The sequence below is a fragment of the Arthrobacter sp. 754 genome (assembly GCF_040548695.1).
Classification (GTDB): domain Bacteria; phylum Actinomycetota; class Actinomycetes; order Actinomycetales; family Micrococcaceae; genus Arthrobacter.
In genome coordinates, this window is record NZ_JBEPSC010000003.1 from 203,202 (window position 1) to 220,234 (window position 17,033).

The following is a 17,033-nucleotide window of genomic DNA, read 5'->3' on the forward strand; positions in this document are numbered from 1 at the left end:
TACTCAGTACGGCGGAATCCGTTCCCGGATTGGCTTGACTGACGCGCAGCATCGGTCATGTAGGTCGGTCTCCATACGGCCATGAAAGTGGAAAGTAGCGCCTTCTTTTTGGAGTTCCCGTGGAGATTGAATTTTTTGAGCCCGCCGAAGCGGCCGCGCTGATGCGCTGCACAGAGTCATGGCTGCGCGACGGCGCGGCCAGTGGACGCTTCCCCCACGCATGTTGGGGCAAGGGCAAGATCATTTTCACTTCCGAGCACATCCTGGAAATCGCAAAGTTGAGTGAGATCCTCCCAGGAGGCACTGTTTCCTCGCTCTCCGGCGATGGGCCGGTGACGAAGGAAAGGCTTATCGGCACCCGGTCCAAAGTCAGACTGGCTGCGGCGCAGTAAGTAAGCGTGACGTTTCTCGTGGTGGCCATGGTTTAAACAATTGAGTCAACCAGTGGCACCCGAAGTGGATGTCCCCAGAGTGCTAAGAGTGCGGATGTGTGGCAGGCACCACGGACTCGGTTACCCGCCGTAGATAGTGGCCAAAGCTAGCGTGGAACAACGACCTATAACCAGAAGGACCATGAAGACCACCTGTTCTGCCGCGGAAATCCTGTCTGCCGTGACTGCCTTGATGTTGGCCGGGTCATTGGTAGGTTGTGACGCTGCGGCCAACGCTTTCGAAATCATTGAGGCTGCTCCAGGCGTCGCCGCCGATGCGCCGGCCCCTGCCGGTGACGCCGCCAACGCCCTTGTACAACTGGAGAGCATTCCCGTGAAGGGGCGGGCCCCAAAGACCGGCTACACCCGCGATGAGTTTGGACCCGCTTGGGCTGACACCGACCGCAACGGCTGCGACACCCGCAATGACATCCTCGCCCGCGACATGACCGACGAAACGTTCAAGCCCGGCACCAACAACTGTGTGGTCGTAACAGGAACCTTGGCTGACAAGTACACCGGCACCACGATTACCTTCACCCGCGGCCAGGACACCAGCTCCGACGTTCAGATCGACCATATCGTTCCCCTCAGCGATGCCTGGCAAAAGGGCGCACAGCAGCTCAACGCTGACCAGCGCAAGGAACTCGCCAACGACCCGATGAATCTCATGGCCGCCGACGGCCCTACCAACGGTGCCAAAGGCGACAAGGACGCCGCCACGTGGTTGCCGCCGAACAAGGCGTTCCGGTGCGAGTACGTGGCCCGCCAAACTGCGGTCAAGGCCAAGTACAGCCTATGGGTCACCAAGGCCGAACATGACGCGATTGTCGGCATTCTCGAAGGCTGCAACTAAACCCATCGGCGGCGGCCGAGTCGGCGCGGCGTCTTTAGTTTCATGTGCGGAGGACAGAGGTTTGGCTTTTTTACTCGGACGACGACAGACATGAAGCGGTGCGCCGGCCATCCGGTAAAGGCACAGGATGAGCGCACAGGCGACTATCAATCACGAGATTTTCGGGCGTGACGTAGAACAATATCAAGGGTTGCCTCCGGACCGTCTGCATGTCAGCGGATGGTAGGAGGCGGGCTGCCAACCCGGATCGCTCAGTCCGCGGCAGCCGAAAAACTGGGGTCAGATGGGCTGCCGAGCTGATAGGGCGAGCTAAATGATATGGTTCGGACCAATGTATAGGGGGCTGAGTTGGGGAAAAAGGCGGCTAAACCTGGGCTAAAGGTTATCGATCTGGTTACGTCAGACCATGGCTCAAAGGACTTATGGCAGGGCCGTGCTCAGGTCTTTGTGAAAGCGCCGCGAAAAGCTGGGCATGCTTTGATCTTGCATGAATTCCTGGCGGCTCGACTCGCCAACTCCCTTGGTATACCCGTCCCTTTTGGCGAAGTGTCCGACGTGATGAATGGTCGCGAGGCATGGACATCCGCCGTGGCAGGTCGGACGGGGAAGTTCTACGGTCCCCCCGATCTCAGCGAGGTCTACTCCAAAGAACCCCACATAATGGCTGGCGTAGCCGTGTTCGACGTCTGGATATACAACCCTGATAGGGTCTCTGAAAATCTCGTTTGGCACCCCAACATCGGTCTTTGGGCCATTGACCACGAGGGGGCATTCCTCGGCGAGCATCGGAGTGACCCGGCGGAACTCAAAGAACTTGCGGATCAGGGCTTCCTCTATCCGGGCCGCAAGGCCATACCTTTCAAACCTGAAGATTGCTCGGCTTGGACTAAGCTCATTTCACGGCAAGGCGCAGCCATTGCTGCTCACGCGCTGGACATCTGCCACACTCGAGCGTTGCTGACGCTGGACGCCAAAGCTCATTACTTATGCTTCCTCGAGCGGCGCGCCCAAAACATAGCAAAGCTAGTGGAGTACAGCTTGGAACTAAGGGCTCACCCCGAATCTTTCCCGCTTCCGGGTGGCGCATACACTGAGCCACTCCATTAGAACGTGTGTTCGATTACGCTGTAGTTTACTAACGAACGTTGGAGGTGTTTCCCCTGCACGCAGAATGGTTCCTCATTCAGTACACCCATGACCTGCGGCGCCACGAGCCCCGGAATGTCGGAATAGCTGTTAACTCTCCCGCGGGGTGGCACCTTCGGTTCGTCGGCGAACGTCCGGACGGAGGCTTCGACGGTCATAAGTTGAAGAGCTTTAAGCTGGAGCGCGATTACTTCGAATCATGGGTGAAGTACTACCGGCGTTCGGCGGAATCAGACACGTGGGAGGACGCGCTGACTCTCCAGCAGCGACGACCGCATAACTTCGCTATATCGTCGGGCGGGGTGCAACTCGAGACAGAGACGAATTGGCAAGATTTCACAGCTCGTCTATTCGGAGAACTTGTCGCCGATCCTGCTCCAAAGCCGGGTGATGACTTCGACAGTCGGGTAAGGAAGCTCTTCCGTGCTGCAAATATCACGCCGCAGGAGAACGTGGAGTTGGAGGGACTTTGGACACCCGGCGGCCCGGTCCATCGGATCAGGTTTGACTTCGGCGTTCAGCAAGGCCAGGGCGGCGGCATCATTGAGAAAGTTCCGCTTAGAGACACCCCCGTATTCAGCTTCAAAGGCAGACGAGATGCCGTCCAGCTGCGAGATCCTAGAACGAAATTCATAGCTATAACCGAATGGACAGGCAGGGAAAGCGAAGACAAGATGGATGCGCTGCTGCACCCACTGGAAGAAATCGCCCAAACAATAAACCTTGAAGACAGCACTGCCGCAGATCAACTCGTAGAAGCGCTGGCTCTGTGACCGAGGCTCGCGGCGTCGCACCCACGCTTTAGGGGTTCGCTAAGTGGTTCCTGCATAGGGCATCCGGCTAAACCTTGCCCTATCAAACCCTCGCGGGTACTGGTGTTCCCGGTACGCCCGCAGGGGCACTGTGACGTTCACAGTATCTGGATAGACAACTCTTACGACAGCCCTGCTGGATTTGGTTCGAGCATCAGAACGCCCCCTCTCTGGACATGTCCAGAGAGGGGGCGTTCAATTGAAGCTGTGGCGCCTGACGCGCCGCGGTGGCTGCTCAATGGGAGTCACCACTCGCTGTCCGCTGCGAGGAGGGGCGGTATGGACCAGCAAAAATCGCAAGAACAGGGCCCAGCTCAGGTTGCGGCCGAGGCATTCGTATCACTGCGGCTACCGAGCCACCTGACGCTGGAGAGGCTCATCGTAATCGTGGCCGCCCGACGACGGCGTCGAATCGAGATCGAAGCCACAACGATCCTCAACGGCACGTCCGTCTGCGGTCTCTGGTTGTCGACGGATACTCGGGAAATCATTCTGCACGCCGTCACTGACTCCGCACTCCATAGGCAGCAGTTCATCCTTCATGAACTTGGACATATGATCCTGCGCCACGATGAGTTGGGGATTTCCTCCGACTATGCAGCCAGCCTCTTCCCGAATCTTGACGGAGAGATGGTGTCACGAGCTTTGGCACGGAGCAGCTTCGTCGACGACCTGGAAGCTGCAGCTGAGACTCTCGCAGATCTTCTGGCCGGCGCTATCCGCGACAGCACCTTGGAGCCAAGGTCCTTTGAACAGGTCTTCGGGTGATCCAGGCAGTCACGGCCACGGTCATCTGGGGCCTCGTACTGTGCTTGCTGCCCGGCGCGCGCACGAGGAAAGACCACAGCATCCTCGTTGCAGCCGTTGCAATTGCAGCCGCGCTCAGCTTGAATGTCGACCCAATTTATCTCGCAGGTGATCGAGCCCTTGGCGGCCACAACGTCCTGGATCTTCTCGCGAACATTTTGATGGTCGTGGGAATTTACTTTCTTTCGCAGGCAATCCTCCGGGCCGCAGAGCTCAACGATGCACCGGTGCGCAGAGACCGTCGCGGCCTCCTAATCTTGGCTCTAGTCTCCGTGGGGCTGGTCCTCGCATTCCTCCTCATCGAAGCACCCGTATCCTCAACGAAATTCATGTTTGATTACGGGGACCAGCCTGCTGCCGCCCTCTATTCCGCCATCCAGTTCGTCTATATCGGGGCAGTTGTCGGCGTCACCGGATACGTGTGCTTCAGATTCCGACGGCGGATGGCCGCTTCCTACTTTCGCGTCGCCTTCACCCTGATCGGCATTGGCTGCTTCCTGGCTCTCGTCGTAGTGTTCTCAGTCTTGGGAATGGACCTAGCCCATCTTCTCGGAGACCAGTCGACCATGCTGCAGTTGGCGGCCATCTACGACACCAGTTTTGTCGGGGCGATGTTCTTCCTGTGTGCTGGACTGGCCCTGCCACCAGTAGCACGCCGGATCGTTCAGCGAACGCAACATAAGACCCAGGCTGGCTTACTCGAAGACCTCACATCCACTTGGGAGAAAGCGACCGCTACACGCAAGGATGGACGCCTGACGACGCCCGCTGGAGTCATCGAGCGGGGAGACCCAGAGACGCGGCGGCTTCATCGGATGCTCGTCGAGATCGAGGACGCTCTCCTGATGGATCCCGCTGCTGCTAATTTGCTGAATGAAGCTGATTTTCAAACATTGACTCGAACAGAGCATTACCTTGCTTCCCATGGGGACACGCAGGGTGGTCGATTGGGCATGGCGCGACGGGGGAGGGGGAAGAACCCAAGTGGCAGATGATGCCGTCGAACCCTCGGAGTCGCCGCAGGCCAAGCTCGCTCGCAAGATCAATCTCTTGCTGGATTTGTATGAGTCCCGAGGAACAGGGCCCTTGTCCTTCAGGGAAGTCAGCGAAGCGATGTCTCAACATGGCACGCCGTTGTCGCGGTCAAGGTGGGCCTACATGCGAAGCGGTGATAGCTCCCTGGCTACGGACAAGGATCTGCTGCAGAACCTCGCCGCATTCTTCGGCGTGGATCGACGGTACCTTCTGGATGACTCATTAGAGATACCCGAACTAGTGGAAGCCCAACTCAATCTCCTTAGATCAATGCGGGAGGCTCGCGTGAAAAATTTCGCAGCAAGGCAATTGCAGGAGTTGTCTCCCGAGACGCTGGCTCGGCTGAGGGACGTGATCGACAAGCAAGGCAGGAGCGAAGATGAAGGCTCCTAAAGTGCTAGGCCCGCTAGCCCTTGCAGCTATATGCGTTTCTTTAATAACATCCCTCGGTGCCGCGTACTTTGCGCGCCGGGTGGTGGTGCCGAGCACTACACGACGGGAGGATCTTTCTATCAGGAAGGTCTTCTCCGGCGAGGATGGATCCCTGAGGATCGAACTGCCAGCGACCCTATTGACGAGAGCGCCAGGCCGATACAGCTTGTGGTTCGGCAACGGGAAGGGCCACGCCTGCATAGGGGCCGTAATAGCCGAGGACGCCAGCGGGGGAACAGTGACTCGGCTCGTGGAGCGAGTCGACTCCGGTGACCTGCACGCTGCTGCCGCCGGCATCTGGAGCGGGTACGCGTACTCCAAACCAGAGCAACTGGGCCTGCCTTTTGAGGACGTGGAGATCCAGGTCGACGGCGGCATGGCGCCTGCATGGAAATTCGCGCCCACGTCCGCCGGTCCGATGTCTTCGACATGGGCCATCCACGCGCATGGAATGGGTGGAAAACGGGCAGGCGCCCTACGCGGTGTCCCTGTTGCGAGCAGACTCGGCATCACATCGCTGGTCGTGTCCTTCCGGAACGACCGCGAAGCGCCGCCGTCGAACGATTCCCGGTACTCACTGGGTCAGAATGAATGGTTGGATGTCGAAGCAGCCATAAGGTACGCCGTGGACCATGGCGCTGAGCGGCTCGTATTGTTTGGATGGTCCCTGGGCGGTTCCATGGCCCTGCGAGCAGCAAATCTCTCAGCCCACTCTGATCGGATCTTCGGCCTGGTGCTCGTAGCTCCAGTCCTGGATTGGGCTGAGACCCTGACGTCTAACGGGAGTGCCAGTGGATTGCCGAAAGCTATCGCCAGGGCTGGGCTGAGATTGTTGGGTTCGAATGCAGGCCGCTGGGTCACGGGCCTCAACCAATCCATTGACCTCTCCGCGCTGGACTGGTTAACCCGCGCTGGTGACCTAAAGACACCGACGCTTATATTGCACGGGGTCGATGACAAATCGACGCCGGTCGCAGTCTCTGAACGATTCGCCGAACTACGACCAGACCTCGTTCAGTTGGTTCGCTTCGATGTTCCGGGGCATTCACTCGAGTGGAACGCCGATACCGTGAAGTGGGAGTCGTCCGTTACCCAGTTCCTGAAGTCGCTGCCCGCTGACTGAAACGTGGCCGCAAGGTCCGCAAGCTCCCTTTCGACCATATCCGGCCGCGCCTTGTACGTTCCCGAACCGAGGATGACTACGCCTGCCTCGCATAGAAGACTGAGGTGTTTGCGGACAGAGGAAGCAGAAATGGTGAGGGCTGCAGCGACCTCACGGCAGGTCGCCGGGCCGTGGGTGATCAAATAGCGAATAAGGCGGCTTCGCGTCCGGTTCATCAAGATGTTCGCCATGGAGACCACCAGGTGACGAGGGAATTCCTGTACCCCGCTGTAGACGGGTCTACAGCAGAACGATACGCTCATCCACATACGGATGGAAGGACGAAGCCCCGCTTATTGCATGTGGACTTGGCCAAGGCAATACTGGGCAACAATTAGTGACTCGCTGACGATAGTCAGGTCTGGTTTGGGAGGTGAATCGTGTCCGGAGACGAAGAAGGTCTCAAAGGCGCGGAACTCTCTCCCCAAGCCGAACTTGCACGGCGCCTAAACCTGCTGCTCGACGTCGTCGTTGCAGAGCGAGGACAACCCGTCACGTTCCGCGAAGTCCAGCAGAAGCTGGCGGAGAAGGGCATCAAGCTTTCCAGAGCCCGCTGGTTCTACATGAAAGACGGCACAGGCAGGCTGGTGAGCGACCCCGCGCTGCTAGGCGCCCTGTGCGACATCTTTAATGTGGGTCCAAATTACCTGATGGGCAGCGACGCCTCAGATCTTCCCGAGCGCATTGATTCCCAGCTTGAGTTTGTGAAATCTCTCCGCGCTGCGAGGGTGAAGACGTTCGCGGCGCGGACCCTTGGTGACGTGTCGCCCGAGACGCTTCGGGCAATCACAGAGTACTTGAATAAGGACATTAGCCGTCGGCCGGAAGGGGAGAGGGCCGAGGCCAGTCCGCAGTTGGACGCGGATGAGGCGCCGGAGCGCGCGGACTAAACGTCCGACTCATCTTTCCAAAGCACTGAGGTTACTTTTCCAGCAAGTACTTAAGGTGAGCGTCGAGCAGTTCCTTGATCCGGACAGGGTTCGCGGAATACCTCGGTGACCGTCCGTGTCTACGTCCAGGCTCGACGTCGACCATCACCACGCCTGCCTCTTCGAGCGCGGCCAGATGCTTGGCCACGCTGGGATCGCCCGCGCTGACAGCAGCGACGATGTCCCCGCGCGTCGCAGGCCCAGTGGCCGTCAGGAATCGAAGGATTTCGTTTCGCGCCCGGTTGCCGAAGGTTGCGACGGCAGCTTCGACGTCGGCCGACCAGGCGGCGTCATGAGGCTGCGTAATTCTCGGCATAAGGTCATTCTTCCCGAAGGTAGCGCAAAAAGTAAGAACAGCACTCTTGACGATACTTTAGTTATCTTCGACAATAATTCCTGTAGCTTCTTCTGATCGTTGTTGGATCTCCGTATCCACTAACTGAGTCGCCATTTGCGCGGCTCTGCGAACTACTCGATCTGAACAGTCAAAGCGGTGAAGCCATGGAAATTGAAGCCAAGGCGTATCAATCTACAACGGGATCAGAGACGGGCGCTGACGTTGATGTCTCCTTGCGAAGCGCACCTCCGCCGGGAGAGCCCGTAATCCAGATCGACCGGATCATGGTCGCGGTTGATGGGGTGCACCGCTACGTCGTGTCTCGCCTGGCACGGATCGGGAGATCCTGTGATGTGGATGACGTCATGCAAGACATCCGGGTCGCCGTTTGGGACGGGGTTACGCGGGGACGTTACCGGGAGCTGCCCGGCATCCCATTTGAAGCGTGGGTCCAAGGTGTCTCCAATAAGATCTGCGCTGCCCATATCCGGCGCGAGCTTAGCCATCAAACGTTGCCTTTGCTTGTTGACTTCACGACGACGGAAAGCTCACCGGAGCTTCTTGCTATCGTCCGTGCGGGAGCGGCAGGAGACGACGTCGAGAACTATGTCGATCAGGCCTGGGCGCACGCCATGCTGGGCCTGGTCCAGCAAAGCGTCAGCGAGGAAACCTGGAGGCTTGCCGTATCCAGCCTCACAGGGCCGAGGCACTACGGACCTCCGTCTCCCAAAGACAGGCGTCGATGGCATGCCGTAACCGTCGTTCGGCAGACCGCTAAGACAATCAACACGGCATTGAACTGCCACCCCGAACCTGGACTAAACGTGGAGGATCTCTGCCGCTGCGCTGCCAACTGCCTTCCCACAAACGTCCTCCGGAGCGTCGCGGAAACCATAGTCCGTCCCGGCCTGCGAGGATTCGATCGGTCCGTACAGATGGCTGCTCTTGCCTGTGAGCTCGGCGTCACCGAGAGGTACATCGCGGTGAATATCGGGTTTGCCCGGCAGCTGTACCAGGCAGCTTGGCGCGTGCTTCAGCACGAAGTGCATCGACCGGCTGTCTAGGTTTTGGGTTTCGGACATCGGGTTGCACGATGCATTGGTTCCGTAGAGTTGGCCGCCGGGAGTGGTTGGCAGCCGGGCTGGTTGCCCTGCTCATGATTAGTGCAGTCTTCCTACTTCGGCCTGCAGAGAGCCCCAGCGGATGGATCCCGCCGACCACGTCCGCAACCGCACCCGCACCGGCGAAGCCATCAACCAATGCCACTGCACCAGGCACTACGTCCGGCGTTCCTGACGAGCCTGTCGTTACGGCGGAGGCATCGCCGGATGGTTTGCCACAGACGCGCGATTACCGGGCGCTCGCTGTAGCGGTAGCAAAGGGAATCTATAGCTGGGACAGCCGTTCGTCGTCGTACTCAGATGTATATGCCAAGGTGCGGTCTTGGTGGGAGTTGCTGCCCGATGGATCGAATCCCTTATCTGTGCTGGTCCGGGAGTTTGAAGGGACAGGTGTGACAGCGGGGACGTTCACCACTCTGGCAGAACAGTCCGCTCGCCGAAGCGGCACCGCTGAGTCGTTGCGCTGCGATCTCGAGTTGGCCAAAGTTCACGAGTATCCGGCCCCGTGGGAGGGCCTTCACGTGTGCACGGTGACGGTGCAAGTTGTGGACGAGTCTAGTAACGGCAGGAGTGCCTATGCGGCACCCGTCACGGTGATGGTCAACTGTCCTCCTGCCGCCACCGCTCCATCTGGGCACTGCGCCATGGTTGCCTTCTACGCGACCGCAGAGCGAATCGTCTACTAGTGGCTGGACTGGTGGTCGTCGCAGGTCTCATGCGGCGCCGTGCATTGGTGAAGGTCGTATCGGCGGTTGCTTTCCTCGCTCTGTTTGTGGGCGCCTTGGCATTTGCCGGAGGCGTGGCGGCGCTGACTGGTACGGCGCGCCAATCCGCAGTTGCCTGTACACCAGTGGGAACCGAGGCGGCCACTGAGCCTGGCGTGGCTGGTACTGGCTTGGAAGTTCGGAACGCTGGGGACTTGCCTTACGAGCTGACGCCTCGGCAGGAGAGCGTTGCACGAACATACATCGCGGTCGGCAAGCAGCTTGGAATACCGCGCTCCGGGCAGATCATCGCCATCATGATGGCGATGCAGGAGTCGAGTCTGCGCATGCTTGCGAACCCCAGCGTTCCGGCTTCCCTGCATTTCCCCAATGACGGCGTTGGACGTGACCACGACTCCGTTGGATCAGCACAACAGCGTCCGGCGGCAGGCTGGGGGACAGTTCAGCAGCTGATGGACCCCTCCTATAACGCGCGCGCCTTCTACGGTGGGCCGTCGGGACCGAACCGTGGCAGTCCTCGAGGACTCCTGGACATTCCCGGTTGGCAGGCAATGGACAAAGGTCTGGCGGCCCAAGCCGTACAGGTGTCTGCTTTTCCCGAACTGTATGCACGCTGGGAGCCGGCGGCCACGGCAATCGTTGCGGCACTTGAGGGTGGCACGGCTCCTGCATACTGTGCAGATTCCTCGCCCGCGCCGCGGCTTGGGGGATTTTCCCGTAACTTGAGCCAGCTGCGTCAGGACATTCTGAGATTCACCCAGGAAGGTTTGGGTGGGCGCTATGTGTGGGGCGGCACTGCGTTCAAGGCCTGGGATTGTTCAGGCTTCGTGCAGTGGATCTATCGACAAGCTGGAATCGAGCTGCCGCGAGTAGAACAGTGGCGAGTTGGTGCCCGAACGGAGGAGCCCCAGCCAGGAGACTTGGTTGTTCAAAATCCGCAGGGACCCGACGACTGGGGCCACGTCGGCATCTACGCCGGCGACGGCATGATGTGGAGTGCCCTGAACCCGGCTGTGGGGACGCTGTTGCATCCCGTGAGTTGGAACCCCGGCGCTGCCTATTTCGATCTGCTGCCGCGTTGACGGGGCACGTCGGATAAACGCAGCGCCCTGGGTTCCAGATGAGTTCAGGACGACCCGGCGGTCCCAACCAGGCACGACCAAGCAGCGTTCGTAAAAAACCGCGGCGCCCGGCTCGTGTCATGGGGAAAATCTTGAGCATGGGCATCCCTGAGGCGGGTTGCGCTATCCTTCCGGGTTCACTCTTAGAGTGTCTTCATGACTGGTCACATGTATGCGTGGCTCCCTGAGCGCCATCTCGGGGTAGCCGCGACTCTTTCGCACGCTGACGAGCTAATTGGACAAGTCGCAGATCTGCTTTTCGACTACCAGACCCAACCAAGTGGTGTATTGCAACTGGCGGAGGTGCCCAACGGCCGGATCAGCCAAATCATTGTGGAATGGGTGGCCCCGATCCCGGGTAAGGTTCCTCTGCTAGTGGCTGACGCTTTGGTAGCTTTCCGGGCCGCACTCAAGCACACATTGTTCGCCGAAGTTGAATTCCTCGACGGCGCACCCCTCGACGAGAAGGCCGCCAAGCTTGTCGAGATGCCGGCCTCGGATACTTATAAGAAGTTTGCCGAGTGGACGAAAAAGCGCGCCCGGAACGGTCCGCCATCGCTACGCCCCGGTGGCGAACTCGCTCATCGGATTAAAGCCTTGCAGCCCTTCCATCGCATGTACAGGCGGACCTCCACCCGTTGGCGCGGCTTGTGCTTCACACGAACCATGTGAAGCACAGGACACCGGCAATCACGGCTGTCAGGCTGGCGGCCATGATCAGGGATGCCCAGAAGCCTCGCTCGCTGCGCAATCACTCCCCGCTGCCGGAGGAGCCCACGCACTGGCCACATCTTCGCGGAGACCCGCTCGGCACCAAGGTCCCTGTCAGCTTGTTCCCGACCGTCGGGATCAACCGGCAGGGGACGAACCGGTGGCCGGTGCTGATAAAGGAGCTTGATGAGATCTCGCGTTGGGTCCGAAGGCAGGCCGTGCCGCGCCTGGTCACGGGAACGGAACCGCCCGCACCCGCGCTTCCGACGCGCTAAGAGATCGCTGTCGCTCATGAAGATGAGCGTGGAGCGATGTCCGTGGGGTCAACGAAGACCACCGTCGATCGCTATCAGCTGCGTCTCCGGGCGGTGTCAGCGCGGATAGATCTGGCTGACTTGATCAGCAGGCCGACGGTTTCCCACATAGGCAGCAGGTTGTGGCGTGGCTGGAACAGTTGACCGACGACGAGGTAATGGAGCGGGTGGGGCGGCTTGGAGTTGCCTTCAACTACGAGGCTGACATCGTTTTCCGCAACGTCGAGATCATAAATGGTCTGCGAGATGACTTACTTGCGTTCGGAAATGAGTTCTAACGAGCCCCGCACGACCACGATCGGCGCCACGGGCTGCCGACGGTCTCCTGCGTTCCAAAATGACTACTCCACTGGTCCTGCAGTGATGGTGATGCCTTCGACGTCTCCGTCTCGACTCTGTTCCTGCTCATACACCCGTCCGCAGGCGACGCACTCCTCCTCGAAGCTGACGAAGCAGGTTATCTCACCGCATTCGCAGGAGACGCTCCACATCCCGCACATGGGGCACCATCCTGCACTGACAGGGGTGGATTCCGGCTGAGGCCACTCCTCCCAGCCCACATTGCCGTCAGGGCAGTTCGGATTGCCACAGTCCCCAAACTTCATTACCTCAGCGATGTATTCGTCCCAAGACGGGGGAGGAGGCGAGTTTGGGGCAAGGTCTCTGACGTCGATCTTGGGATGCGCGCCGTCGGCCCGGGCCCTCGCTCCTCCGGTTAGTCCGTTCAGTGCGTACAGAATGCCGTGACTGACTTGAAGGTCTTCGATCTTCCCTACGAACTCATCGATCATGCCGATACCGAGCGGCTTAGCGTAGTGCTTGCACTCCACAGCGATTGTGACCGTTGTTTGTATCACCTGCCGTTCGACGAAAATATCAATCTGGCGGGCTACCTTGCTCAGTGCACCAATGCGCTTCACATTGTGCGTCACTGTCGAGTCGTCCATCCTGTCCAGCAGTTCCCTCACGTCTTTCTCGTACCGCTTCCAGGCTGGCCCATCTTCGGGCTCGAGTTCGTGTTCATCGTCAGTAGAAGTCATGTGCTGATCTTGCCGGATCCGGGTAAAAAAGACCCGTCGAAACACGCGCGAGGTAGGCGGAGCTTTCGCATCTGCAGTAAAGCCCGGAGTGCTGAACTCGGTCGCTGCTGGCTGTCGAGGGGCAAACCACCTGCACTGACCTTTCATTCCATTCTTGGCGCTCTCACCCTCGGCGGCGCTCCGGCCAAGGCTGCGAGTGCCGGTGATTCCCGGCCAGCCTCAGGATTCTGTTCCATCCGCGGTCACGCGTCCTCGCTTTCGCTGGCTCAATGGGGATAGCCCGCGAGCGGAGCCTAGACGCACCTGCTTGGTTCCTGCGCGTCAGGTCCCGTCCGTACAGGTCTCGCCTGGCATATGCCGTTCCTAGAAGCGCGTCGCGACCACATTGTAGAACTGGAATCTGCCGTTCCAGTCACGGCCGGCTACGAGGACGCCCGGCGCATCGCTACTTCGAGGACGTCGCTGATTTCACGCTGGATCAGAATGGGCACGCCGAGGCCGTCGAAATTCTGGCTGGAAAGCCATTGGATAGCCTCAGGCCGTGACCACTCGTCGACCCCTATGTAATCCGAGACAGCAACAGTCGCAGTTCGCGACAAACCCATTGACATGAGTACCACTTCGCTGGCGCGGGACACTCCAAGTTCGAGCATCATCGCGTAGTCTGGACGTTTGCTGGGCTCCAGACCCAGCTCGGAAGCATAGACCTCTAGTAGATCTGCGTAGCAAGCGAGATACTTGGGTGCGTGAAATCGTGCGATCGACTCGATGTCTCGCATGACCTCACGAATGGCCGTGGCGACCGTCGCCGTCTTGCTGGTGGAGATTCGCTGTTCGATTAGGCGTGCAAGGGGCATGCCCTTCATCCAATTGACGACGAGATTCGCCAGTTGCCATTTGCGGCGATCTTCCCCTGACTGGGTTGCACCGAAGACGTTCGTCATCGTGGATCCGATTCGTACCAGCGCCTCTTGAAACCGCGGCCGGGCGTCGGGTTCTTCGGGGAGGGGAAGTTCCAGTTCCACAGGGCTCATTCCCGACGCCCGGAAGCTCGCGAGTAGTCGCTCCATCGAGATCGATGCGATACCGGTGTGCCGGGTAAGGACTTCCGGCGGAACTGTTGATTCAGTTGCTACACGCGAGATGGCAGACGCGATCTCGCTCCTTTCCGACTCAAGCGGTACACGCGACAGGAGCACCTCGGTGGACTGGCCCTCAAGATGCCGTGAACATAGGTACGCGAAGAGGCTTTCGGCTGCGCTGTCGTCGTGTACTTCATCAACGGTGCGGACAAAGGCAAGCAGGCCAGATGCATCAGCTAGGCCAGCGCTGACCGCCCTAGCGATCGGTGATCGCTTTCGCACGAGCGGCAGGTTGGGCCAGATACTTTCGTCGTCCGTGTCAATGCAGACGACGTTGCCCTCAAATTCCTTGCCCCAGCGGCCGGCCCGGCCGGCCAAGTTCCAGAAATCCCCTTCACGGAGCGGGTTGCCGGTTCCCTTTTTCGGGTTCCGCATGAAGATTGTCCGGCACGGAAGATTGACGCCTTCGAGAAGGGTGGAAGTGCAGATCAGGTAGTGAATCCTGCCCTCTCCGAAGAGTCGCTCGATTTCCGATCGTACTACGAGCGGCATGTTCCCGTAATGGAAGGCCACGCGCCGCTCCAGGACATCTGCGAGCAGGTACTTGCTATGAACGGCCGTCTTGATAAGGTCACGCAGATCGTCGATCTCCGTGTCGGATTCGGCCATGGGCGGGAGTTGTTCGAAGACTGCTTTCGCTACTTTCTCCGCCTCGCTGGGGCCATTGACGTAGATCACATTGCCGGCAGTGTTTCCCGCCAGGGAGTGCGCCACCAGAGCGATCCGCATTGGAACGGTGGTAGCGCGTTGCGCCAACGTGATCTCACCGAGGCGATGGCGGTTGCCGTCCGAGACGAGGGACACGGCTCTTCGTTGAGGCTTACGGGCAACGTGCTCGACCCACACCAGATTCTGGTTGACGGTCACGGTCTCGGAAACGAAGTAGCTTGAGCGGCGGTGGGCGGGGGCGTCTTCAACCAAGAGTTCAGGATTCGAGCTCAGCGGGCTTGCGAACAACACCTGTGCTCTTGGGCTGCGCCGAACCGTACGCTCGACGGCGTGCTGAAGAAGTACCCCGCGTGCATCGCCTGCGAGGGACTGCGCTTCATCGACGAAGAGGAGGTCCACCTCGAGGGATGGGATGAGCTCCAGCACCAGGTGGAGCCGCTCCTGCGTGACCACGAGAATCGTACGGTGGGACTCTTCGAGGTCCGGATCCCACGGCATGGTGAAGACGCCAACGTCCGAAGGAACTTCTTGTCGCAAATCGCGTGATACTTCCTCGATTAGAGCTCGCGTCGGTACAAGGTAGACGAGGGTGAATGGGGCATCGGATCGTGCGACCTCTAAGAAGCGCTCCCGGATGATTCGCGACTTTCCAGCAGATGTCGGAGCGGACACGCTCAACCAGTCGTTATTCTCGACCGCGCCCCAGAACTTTTCCTGGAAGGGGTTCACGGGCAGGACTCGTCCGTCGGACAGGCGCACTGAGTAGCCAATTCGGCTTCGAACGACCTCCATCCGTAGGGCTCCGGGCAGCTTGAGCCAACCGTCTGCGGGAACACGGTTCCGGGACTCTGCAAGTTCCACGGCCATGTGGTTCCCACTGCGTTCGAGTAGGACTGCGGCGGCGGCCTTGTGAACGTCTTCCGCCTCGGCTGACAACATGCACGCGGTGGCGATGCGGAGCACTGCAGACTGGGCGCGCTCTGATTGAGCGGATGTTATCCCACTGGCGTACAGCAGGGCGAAGCCCCAGTCGATCGGCGGGACGTCCTCGTCCCACTCAACCGAGGGAAACTCTGTCCGGATCGTAAGCCTACGGGCAGCCTCAAGCACGTCTCTGAACTTCTGAGAACCGAAGACGACTTCCTCAAGCCGGGTGTTGTCGCTCACAAAGCCCCCATCCGCTCCAGCACTCGTTTACGGAGTGCAGCGACGTCAGGCATCGGGATGCAGAAGAGATCGATGTTCACGCCGACGATCTCGAACTCTTTGAGCCTATTTCCGACAGTGTCGTGCCATCGGCCGACGGCCGTGGAGAGTGCTAAATGCTGGGCGTCATCGAGCGCCGCCAAATTTGGGTAGTTGTCATGGTCGAATCCGACCAAGCAGACTCCGTTCCATCTCACTTTCAGCGTCTTCGGATTGGACTCATCGAAGTATTCCAACAGGTGCGCTGCCAATTCGATCTGGGCGACGTTCAGATGGTCGCGAACAAGAAGCAGGTCACGCTTTCTGGACTGGACACCGTCAGCGCGAAGATACGGAGAGATGCTCTCAAAGCAATCTTTAAATGCAGCAGAACTCGACTTGTAGAGTTTGGATTCTCCCCAATAGATGTCCAGGACACCGTCATCTGCCAAGTTTGCGTGGATTCCGTCGGAACCGTGAACGTGCATCTCGGTGCTGGTTTTGAGAGCCATCTTTGAGATCAGCTGTGGTCTCTCTAGCACACGCTCAAGCAACAAGAAGAGGAGTAGCTCACCGCCTTCTCCGGAGCCTGCCGACTTCACGAAGAGGTCTCGAGCTTGCTCATTGAGACCAACTAGGGCTGCCGTCGATCTCGTTCTCGCGTACTCGGCCAGAGCCCGGTCAATTTTGGTACGAGGTATGCAGAAGTCGACAGCTGCGTCAGCCATCGCCCCCGCGAGCTGCTCCACGGCCGGATTGCCGTTGGCATCATGCGCTACGAAGTGCGTGCGGACGAGCGTTGAGGTCCCGGGAATCAGGAAACTTTCCTCGAATGGCGGCAAAAGCCCGATCAGGGCACCGTCTTCTCCGCGAACGAGTTCCCGAAATTTCTCCACTACCGCTGTTTCATCGACCATCGCACCCCCCCTGTGCTCGCTGCGCTATGCCTATGACTGGGCATGTACGGGCAGATTGCCCATGCGAAGACTACCCTAGGCCAACCCGTCACTAATGGTCTGAAGCTGCGGCGCTCTTTGTGTCAAGGATTTTGCGCTTCT

The 17,033-nt window shown here is 59.3% G+C and carries 18 protein-coding genes; 13 read left to right on the top strand and 5 right to left on the bottom strand.

Features of this window, described 5'->3' with window-relative positions; translation table 11 throughout:
- Window positions 1-119: 119 nt before the first annotated feature.
- The 8 genes from ABIA70_RS10370 to ABIA70_RS10405 all read left to right on the top strand — a co-directional run bounded on the left by ABIA70_RS10370 (window position 120) and on the right by ABIA70_RS10405 (window position 6,642).
- A complete protein-coding gene (locus ABIA70_RS10370) occupies window positions 120-392 on the top strand; it encodes a hypothetical protein (RefSeq protein WP_354147516.1) in 273 nt (90 codons plus the stop codon).
- A gap of 181 nt (window positions 393-573) precedes the next feature.
- A complete protein-coding gene (locus ABIA70_RS10375) occupies window positions 574-1,287 on the top strand; it encodes an HNH endonuclease family protein (RefSeq protein ID WP_354147517.1) in 714 nt (237 codons plus the stop codon).
- 447 nt (window positions 1,288-1,734) lie between these two features.
- On the top strand, window positions 1,735-2,394 hold the full coding sequence (locus ABIA70_RS10380) for a hypothetical protein (RefSeq protein WP_354147811.1): 660 nt from the start codon (window positions 1,735-1,737) through the stop codon (window positions 2,392-2,394).
- Window positions 2,395-2,432: 38 nt separating this feature from the next.
- The gene (locus tag ABIA70_RS10385; RefSeq protein WP_354147518.1) at window positions 2,433-3,206 is read left to right on the top strand and encodes a hypothetical protein; all 774 of its coding nucleotides are present in this window, start codon (window positions 2,433-2,435) and stop codon (window positions 3,204-3,206) included.
- Window positions 3,207-3,524: 318 nt separating this feature from the next.
- Complete coding sequence (locus tag ABIA70_RS10390) at window positions 3,525-4,013, top strand: hypothetical protein (RefSeq protein ID WP_354147519.1); 489 nt, start codon at window positions 3,525-3,527, stop codon at window positions 4,011-4,013.
- Complete coding sequence (locus tag ABIA70_RS10395) at window positions 4,010-5,047, top strand: hypothetical protein (protein WP_354147520.1); 1,038 nt, start codon at window positions 4,010-4,012, stop codon at window positions 5,045-5,047. The genes ABIA70_RS10390 and ABIA70_RS10395 overlap by 4 nt, the downstream gene beginning before the upstream one ends.
- Window positions 5,037-5,480 carry a hypothetical protein gene (locus tag ABIA70_RS10400; protein ID WP_354147521.1) on the top strand — a complete coding sequence of 148 codons (444 nt, stop codon included), beginning with the start codon at window positions 5,037-5,039 and terminating at the stop codon, window positions 5,478-5,480. Before ABIA70_RS10395 ends, ABIA70_RS10400 begins: the two co-directional genes overlap by 11 nt.
- Window positions 5,467-6,642, top strand: a complete 1,176-nt coding sequence (locus tag ABIA70_RS10405; protein WP_354147522.1) for an alpha/beta hydrolase family protein — start codon at window positions 5,467-5,469, stop codon at window positions 6,640-6,642. Before ABIA70_RS10400 ends, ABIA70_RS10405 begins: the two co-directional genes overlap by 14 nt.
- Here the strand turns inward: ABIA70_RS10405 and ABIA70_RS10410 are convergent.
- Window positions 6,534-6,950, bottom strand: a complete 417-nt coding sequence (locus ABIA70_RS10410) for a winged helix-turn-helix domain-containing protein (RefSeq protein WP_354147523.1) — start codon at window positions 6,948-6,950, stop codon at window positions 6,534-6,536. The genes ABIA70_RS10405 and ABIA70_RS10410 overlap by 109 nt on opposite strands.
- A gap of 111 nt (window positions 6,951-7,061) precedes the next feature.
- Here ABIA70_RS10410 and ABIA70_RS10415 point away from each other — a divergent pair, with 111 nt between their 5' ends.
- Entirely contained in the window at window positions 7,062-7,571 is a 510-nt protein-coding gene (locus ABIA70_RS10415; protein ID WP_354147524.1) for a hypothetical protein, read from the top strand.
- A gap of 31 nt (window positions 7,572-7,602) precedes the next feature.
- On the opposite strand, the gene ABIA70_RS10420 is transcribed toward ABIA70_RS10415, so the two are convergent.
- Entirely contained in the window at window positions 7,603-7,926 is a 324-nt protein-coding gene (locus ABIA70_RS10420; RefSeq protein WP_157238423.1) for an ArsR/SmtB family transcription factor, read from the bottom strand.
- Between the two features lie 185 nt (window positions 7,927-8,111).
- Between ABIA70_RS10420 and ABIA70_RS10425 the strand changes: the two genes are divergently transcribed.
- The 4 genes from ABIA70_RS10425 (at window position 8,112) to ABIA70_RS10440 (ending at window position 12,217) form a co-directional block, all read left to right on the top strand.
- Window positions 8,112-9,011, top strand: a complete 900-nt coding sequence (locus ABIA70_RS10425) for a hypothetical protein (protein WP_354147525.1) — start codon at window positions 8,112-8,114, stop codon at window positions 9,009-9,011.
- A gap of 742 nt (window positions 9,012-9,753) precedes the next feature.
- On the top strand, window positions 9,754-10,875 hold the full coding sequence (locus ABIA70_RS10430; protein ID WP_354147526.1) for a C40 family peptidase: 1,122 nt from the start codon (window positions 9,754-9,756) through the stop codon (window positions 10,873-10,875).
- A 195-nt stretch (window positions 10,876-11,070) separates the two neighbouring features.
- Complete coding sequence (locus ABIA70_RS10435; protein WP_354147527.1) at window positions 11,071-11,586, top strand: hypothetical protein; 516 nt, start codon at window positions 11,071-11,073, stop codon at window positions 11,584-11,586.
- Window positions 11,587-12,061: 475 nt separating this feature from the next.
- Window positions 12,062-12,217 carry a hypothetical protein gene (locus ABIA70_RS10440; protein WP_354147528.1) on the top strand — a complete coding sequence of 52 codons (156 nt, stop codon included), beginning with the start codon at window positions 12,062-12,064 and terminating at the stop codon, window positions 12,215-12,217.
- A gap of 63 nt (window positions 12,218-12,280) precedes the next feature.
- Here the strand turns inward: ABIA70_RS10440 and ABIA70_RS10445 are convergent, their stop codons facing one another.
- From ABIA70_RS10445 to ABIA70_RS10455, 3 genes are all read right to left on the bottom strand, one after another.
- On the bottom strand, window positions 12,281-12,979 hold the full coding sequence (locus ABIA70_RS10445; RefSeq protein WP_354147529.1) for a restriction endonuclease: 699 nt from the start codon (window positions 12,977-12,979) through the stop codon (window positions 12,281-12,283).
- Between the two features lie 422 nt (window positions 12,980-13,401).
- The gene (locus ABIA70_RS10450) at window positions 13,402-15,957 is read right to left on the bottom strand and encodes a DEAD/DEAH box helicase (RefSeq protein ID WP_354147530.1); all 2,556 of its coding nucleotides are present in this window, start codon (window positions 15,955-15,957) and stop codon (window positions 13,402-13,404) included.
- Window positions 15,954-16,892 carry a HamA C-terminal domain-containing protein gene (locus tag ABIA70_RS10455; RefSeq protein WP_354147531.1) on the bottom strand — a complete coding sequence of 313 codons (939 nt, stop codon included), beginning with the start codon at window positions 16,890-16,892 and terminating at the stop codon, window positions 15,954-15,956. The genes ABIA70_RS10450 and ABIA70_RS10455 overlap by 4 nt, the downstream gene beginning before the upstream one ends.
- Window positions 16,893-17,033: the final 141 nt, after the last annotated feature.

Bases quoted from the DNA above. Each gene is read 5' to 3' on its own strand.
- ABIA70_RS10375 (WP_354147517.1), top strand. From the start codon at position 574: ATGAAGACCACCTGTTCTGCCGCGGAAATCCTGTCTGCCGTGACTGCC.
- ABIA70_RS10390 (WP_354147519.1), top strand. From the start codon at position 3,525: ATGGACCAGCAAAAATCGCAAGAACAGGGCCCAGCTCAGGTTGCGGCC.
- ABIA70_RS10405 (WP_354147522.1), top strand. From the start codon at position 5,467: ATGAAGGCTCCTAAAGTGCTAGGCCCGCTAGCCCTTGCAGCTATATGC.
- ABIA70_RS10410 (WP_354147523.1), bottom strand. From the start codon at position 6,950: ATGTGGATGAGCGTATCGTTCTGCTGTAGACCCGTCTACAGCGGGGTA.
- ABIA70_RS10420 (WP_157238423.1), bottom strand. From the start codon at position 7,926: ATGCCGAGAATTACGCAGCCTCATGACGCCGCCTGGTCGGCCGACGTC.
- ABIA70_RS10425 (WP_354147525.1), top strand. From the start codon at position 8,112: ATGGAAATTGAAGCCAAGGCGTATCAATCTACAACGGGATCAGAGACG.
- ABIA70_RS10435 (WP_354147527.1), top strand. From the start codon at position 11,071: ATGACTGGTCACATGTATGCGTGGCTCCCTGAGCGCCATCTCGGGGTA.
- ABIA70_RS10445 (WP_354147529.1), bottom strand. From the start codon at position 12,979: ATGACTTCTACTGACGATGAACACGAACTCGAGCCCGAAGATGGGCCA.
- ABIA70_RS10455 (WP_354147531.1), bottom strand. From the start codon at position 16,892: ATGGTCGATGAAACAGCGGTAGTGGAGAAATTTCGGGAACTCGTTCGC.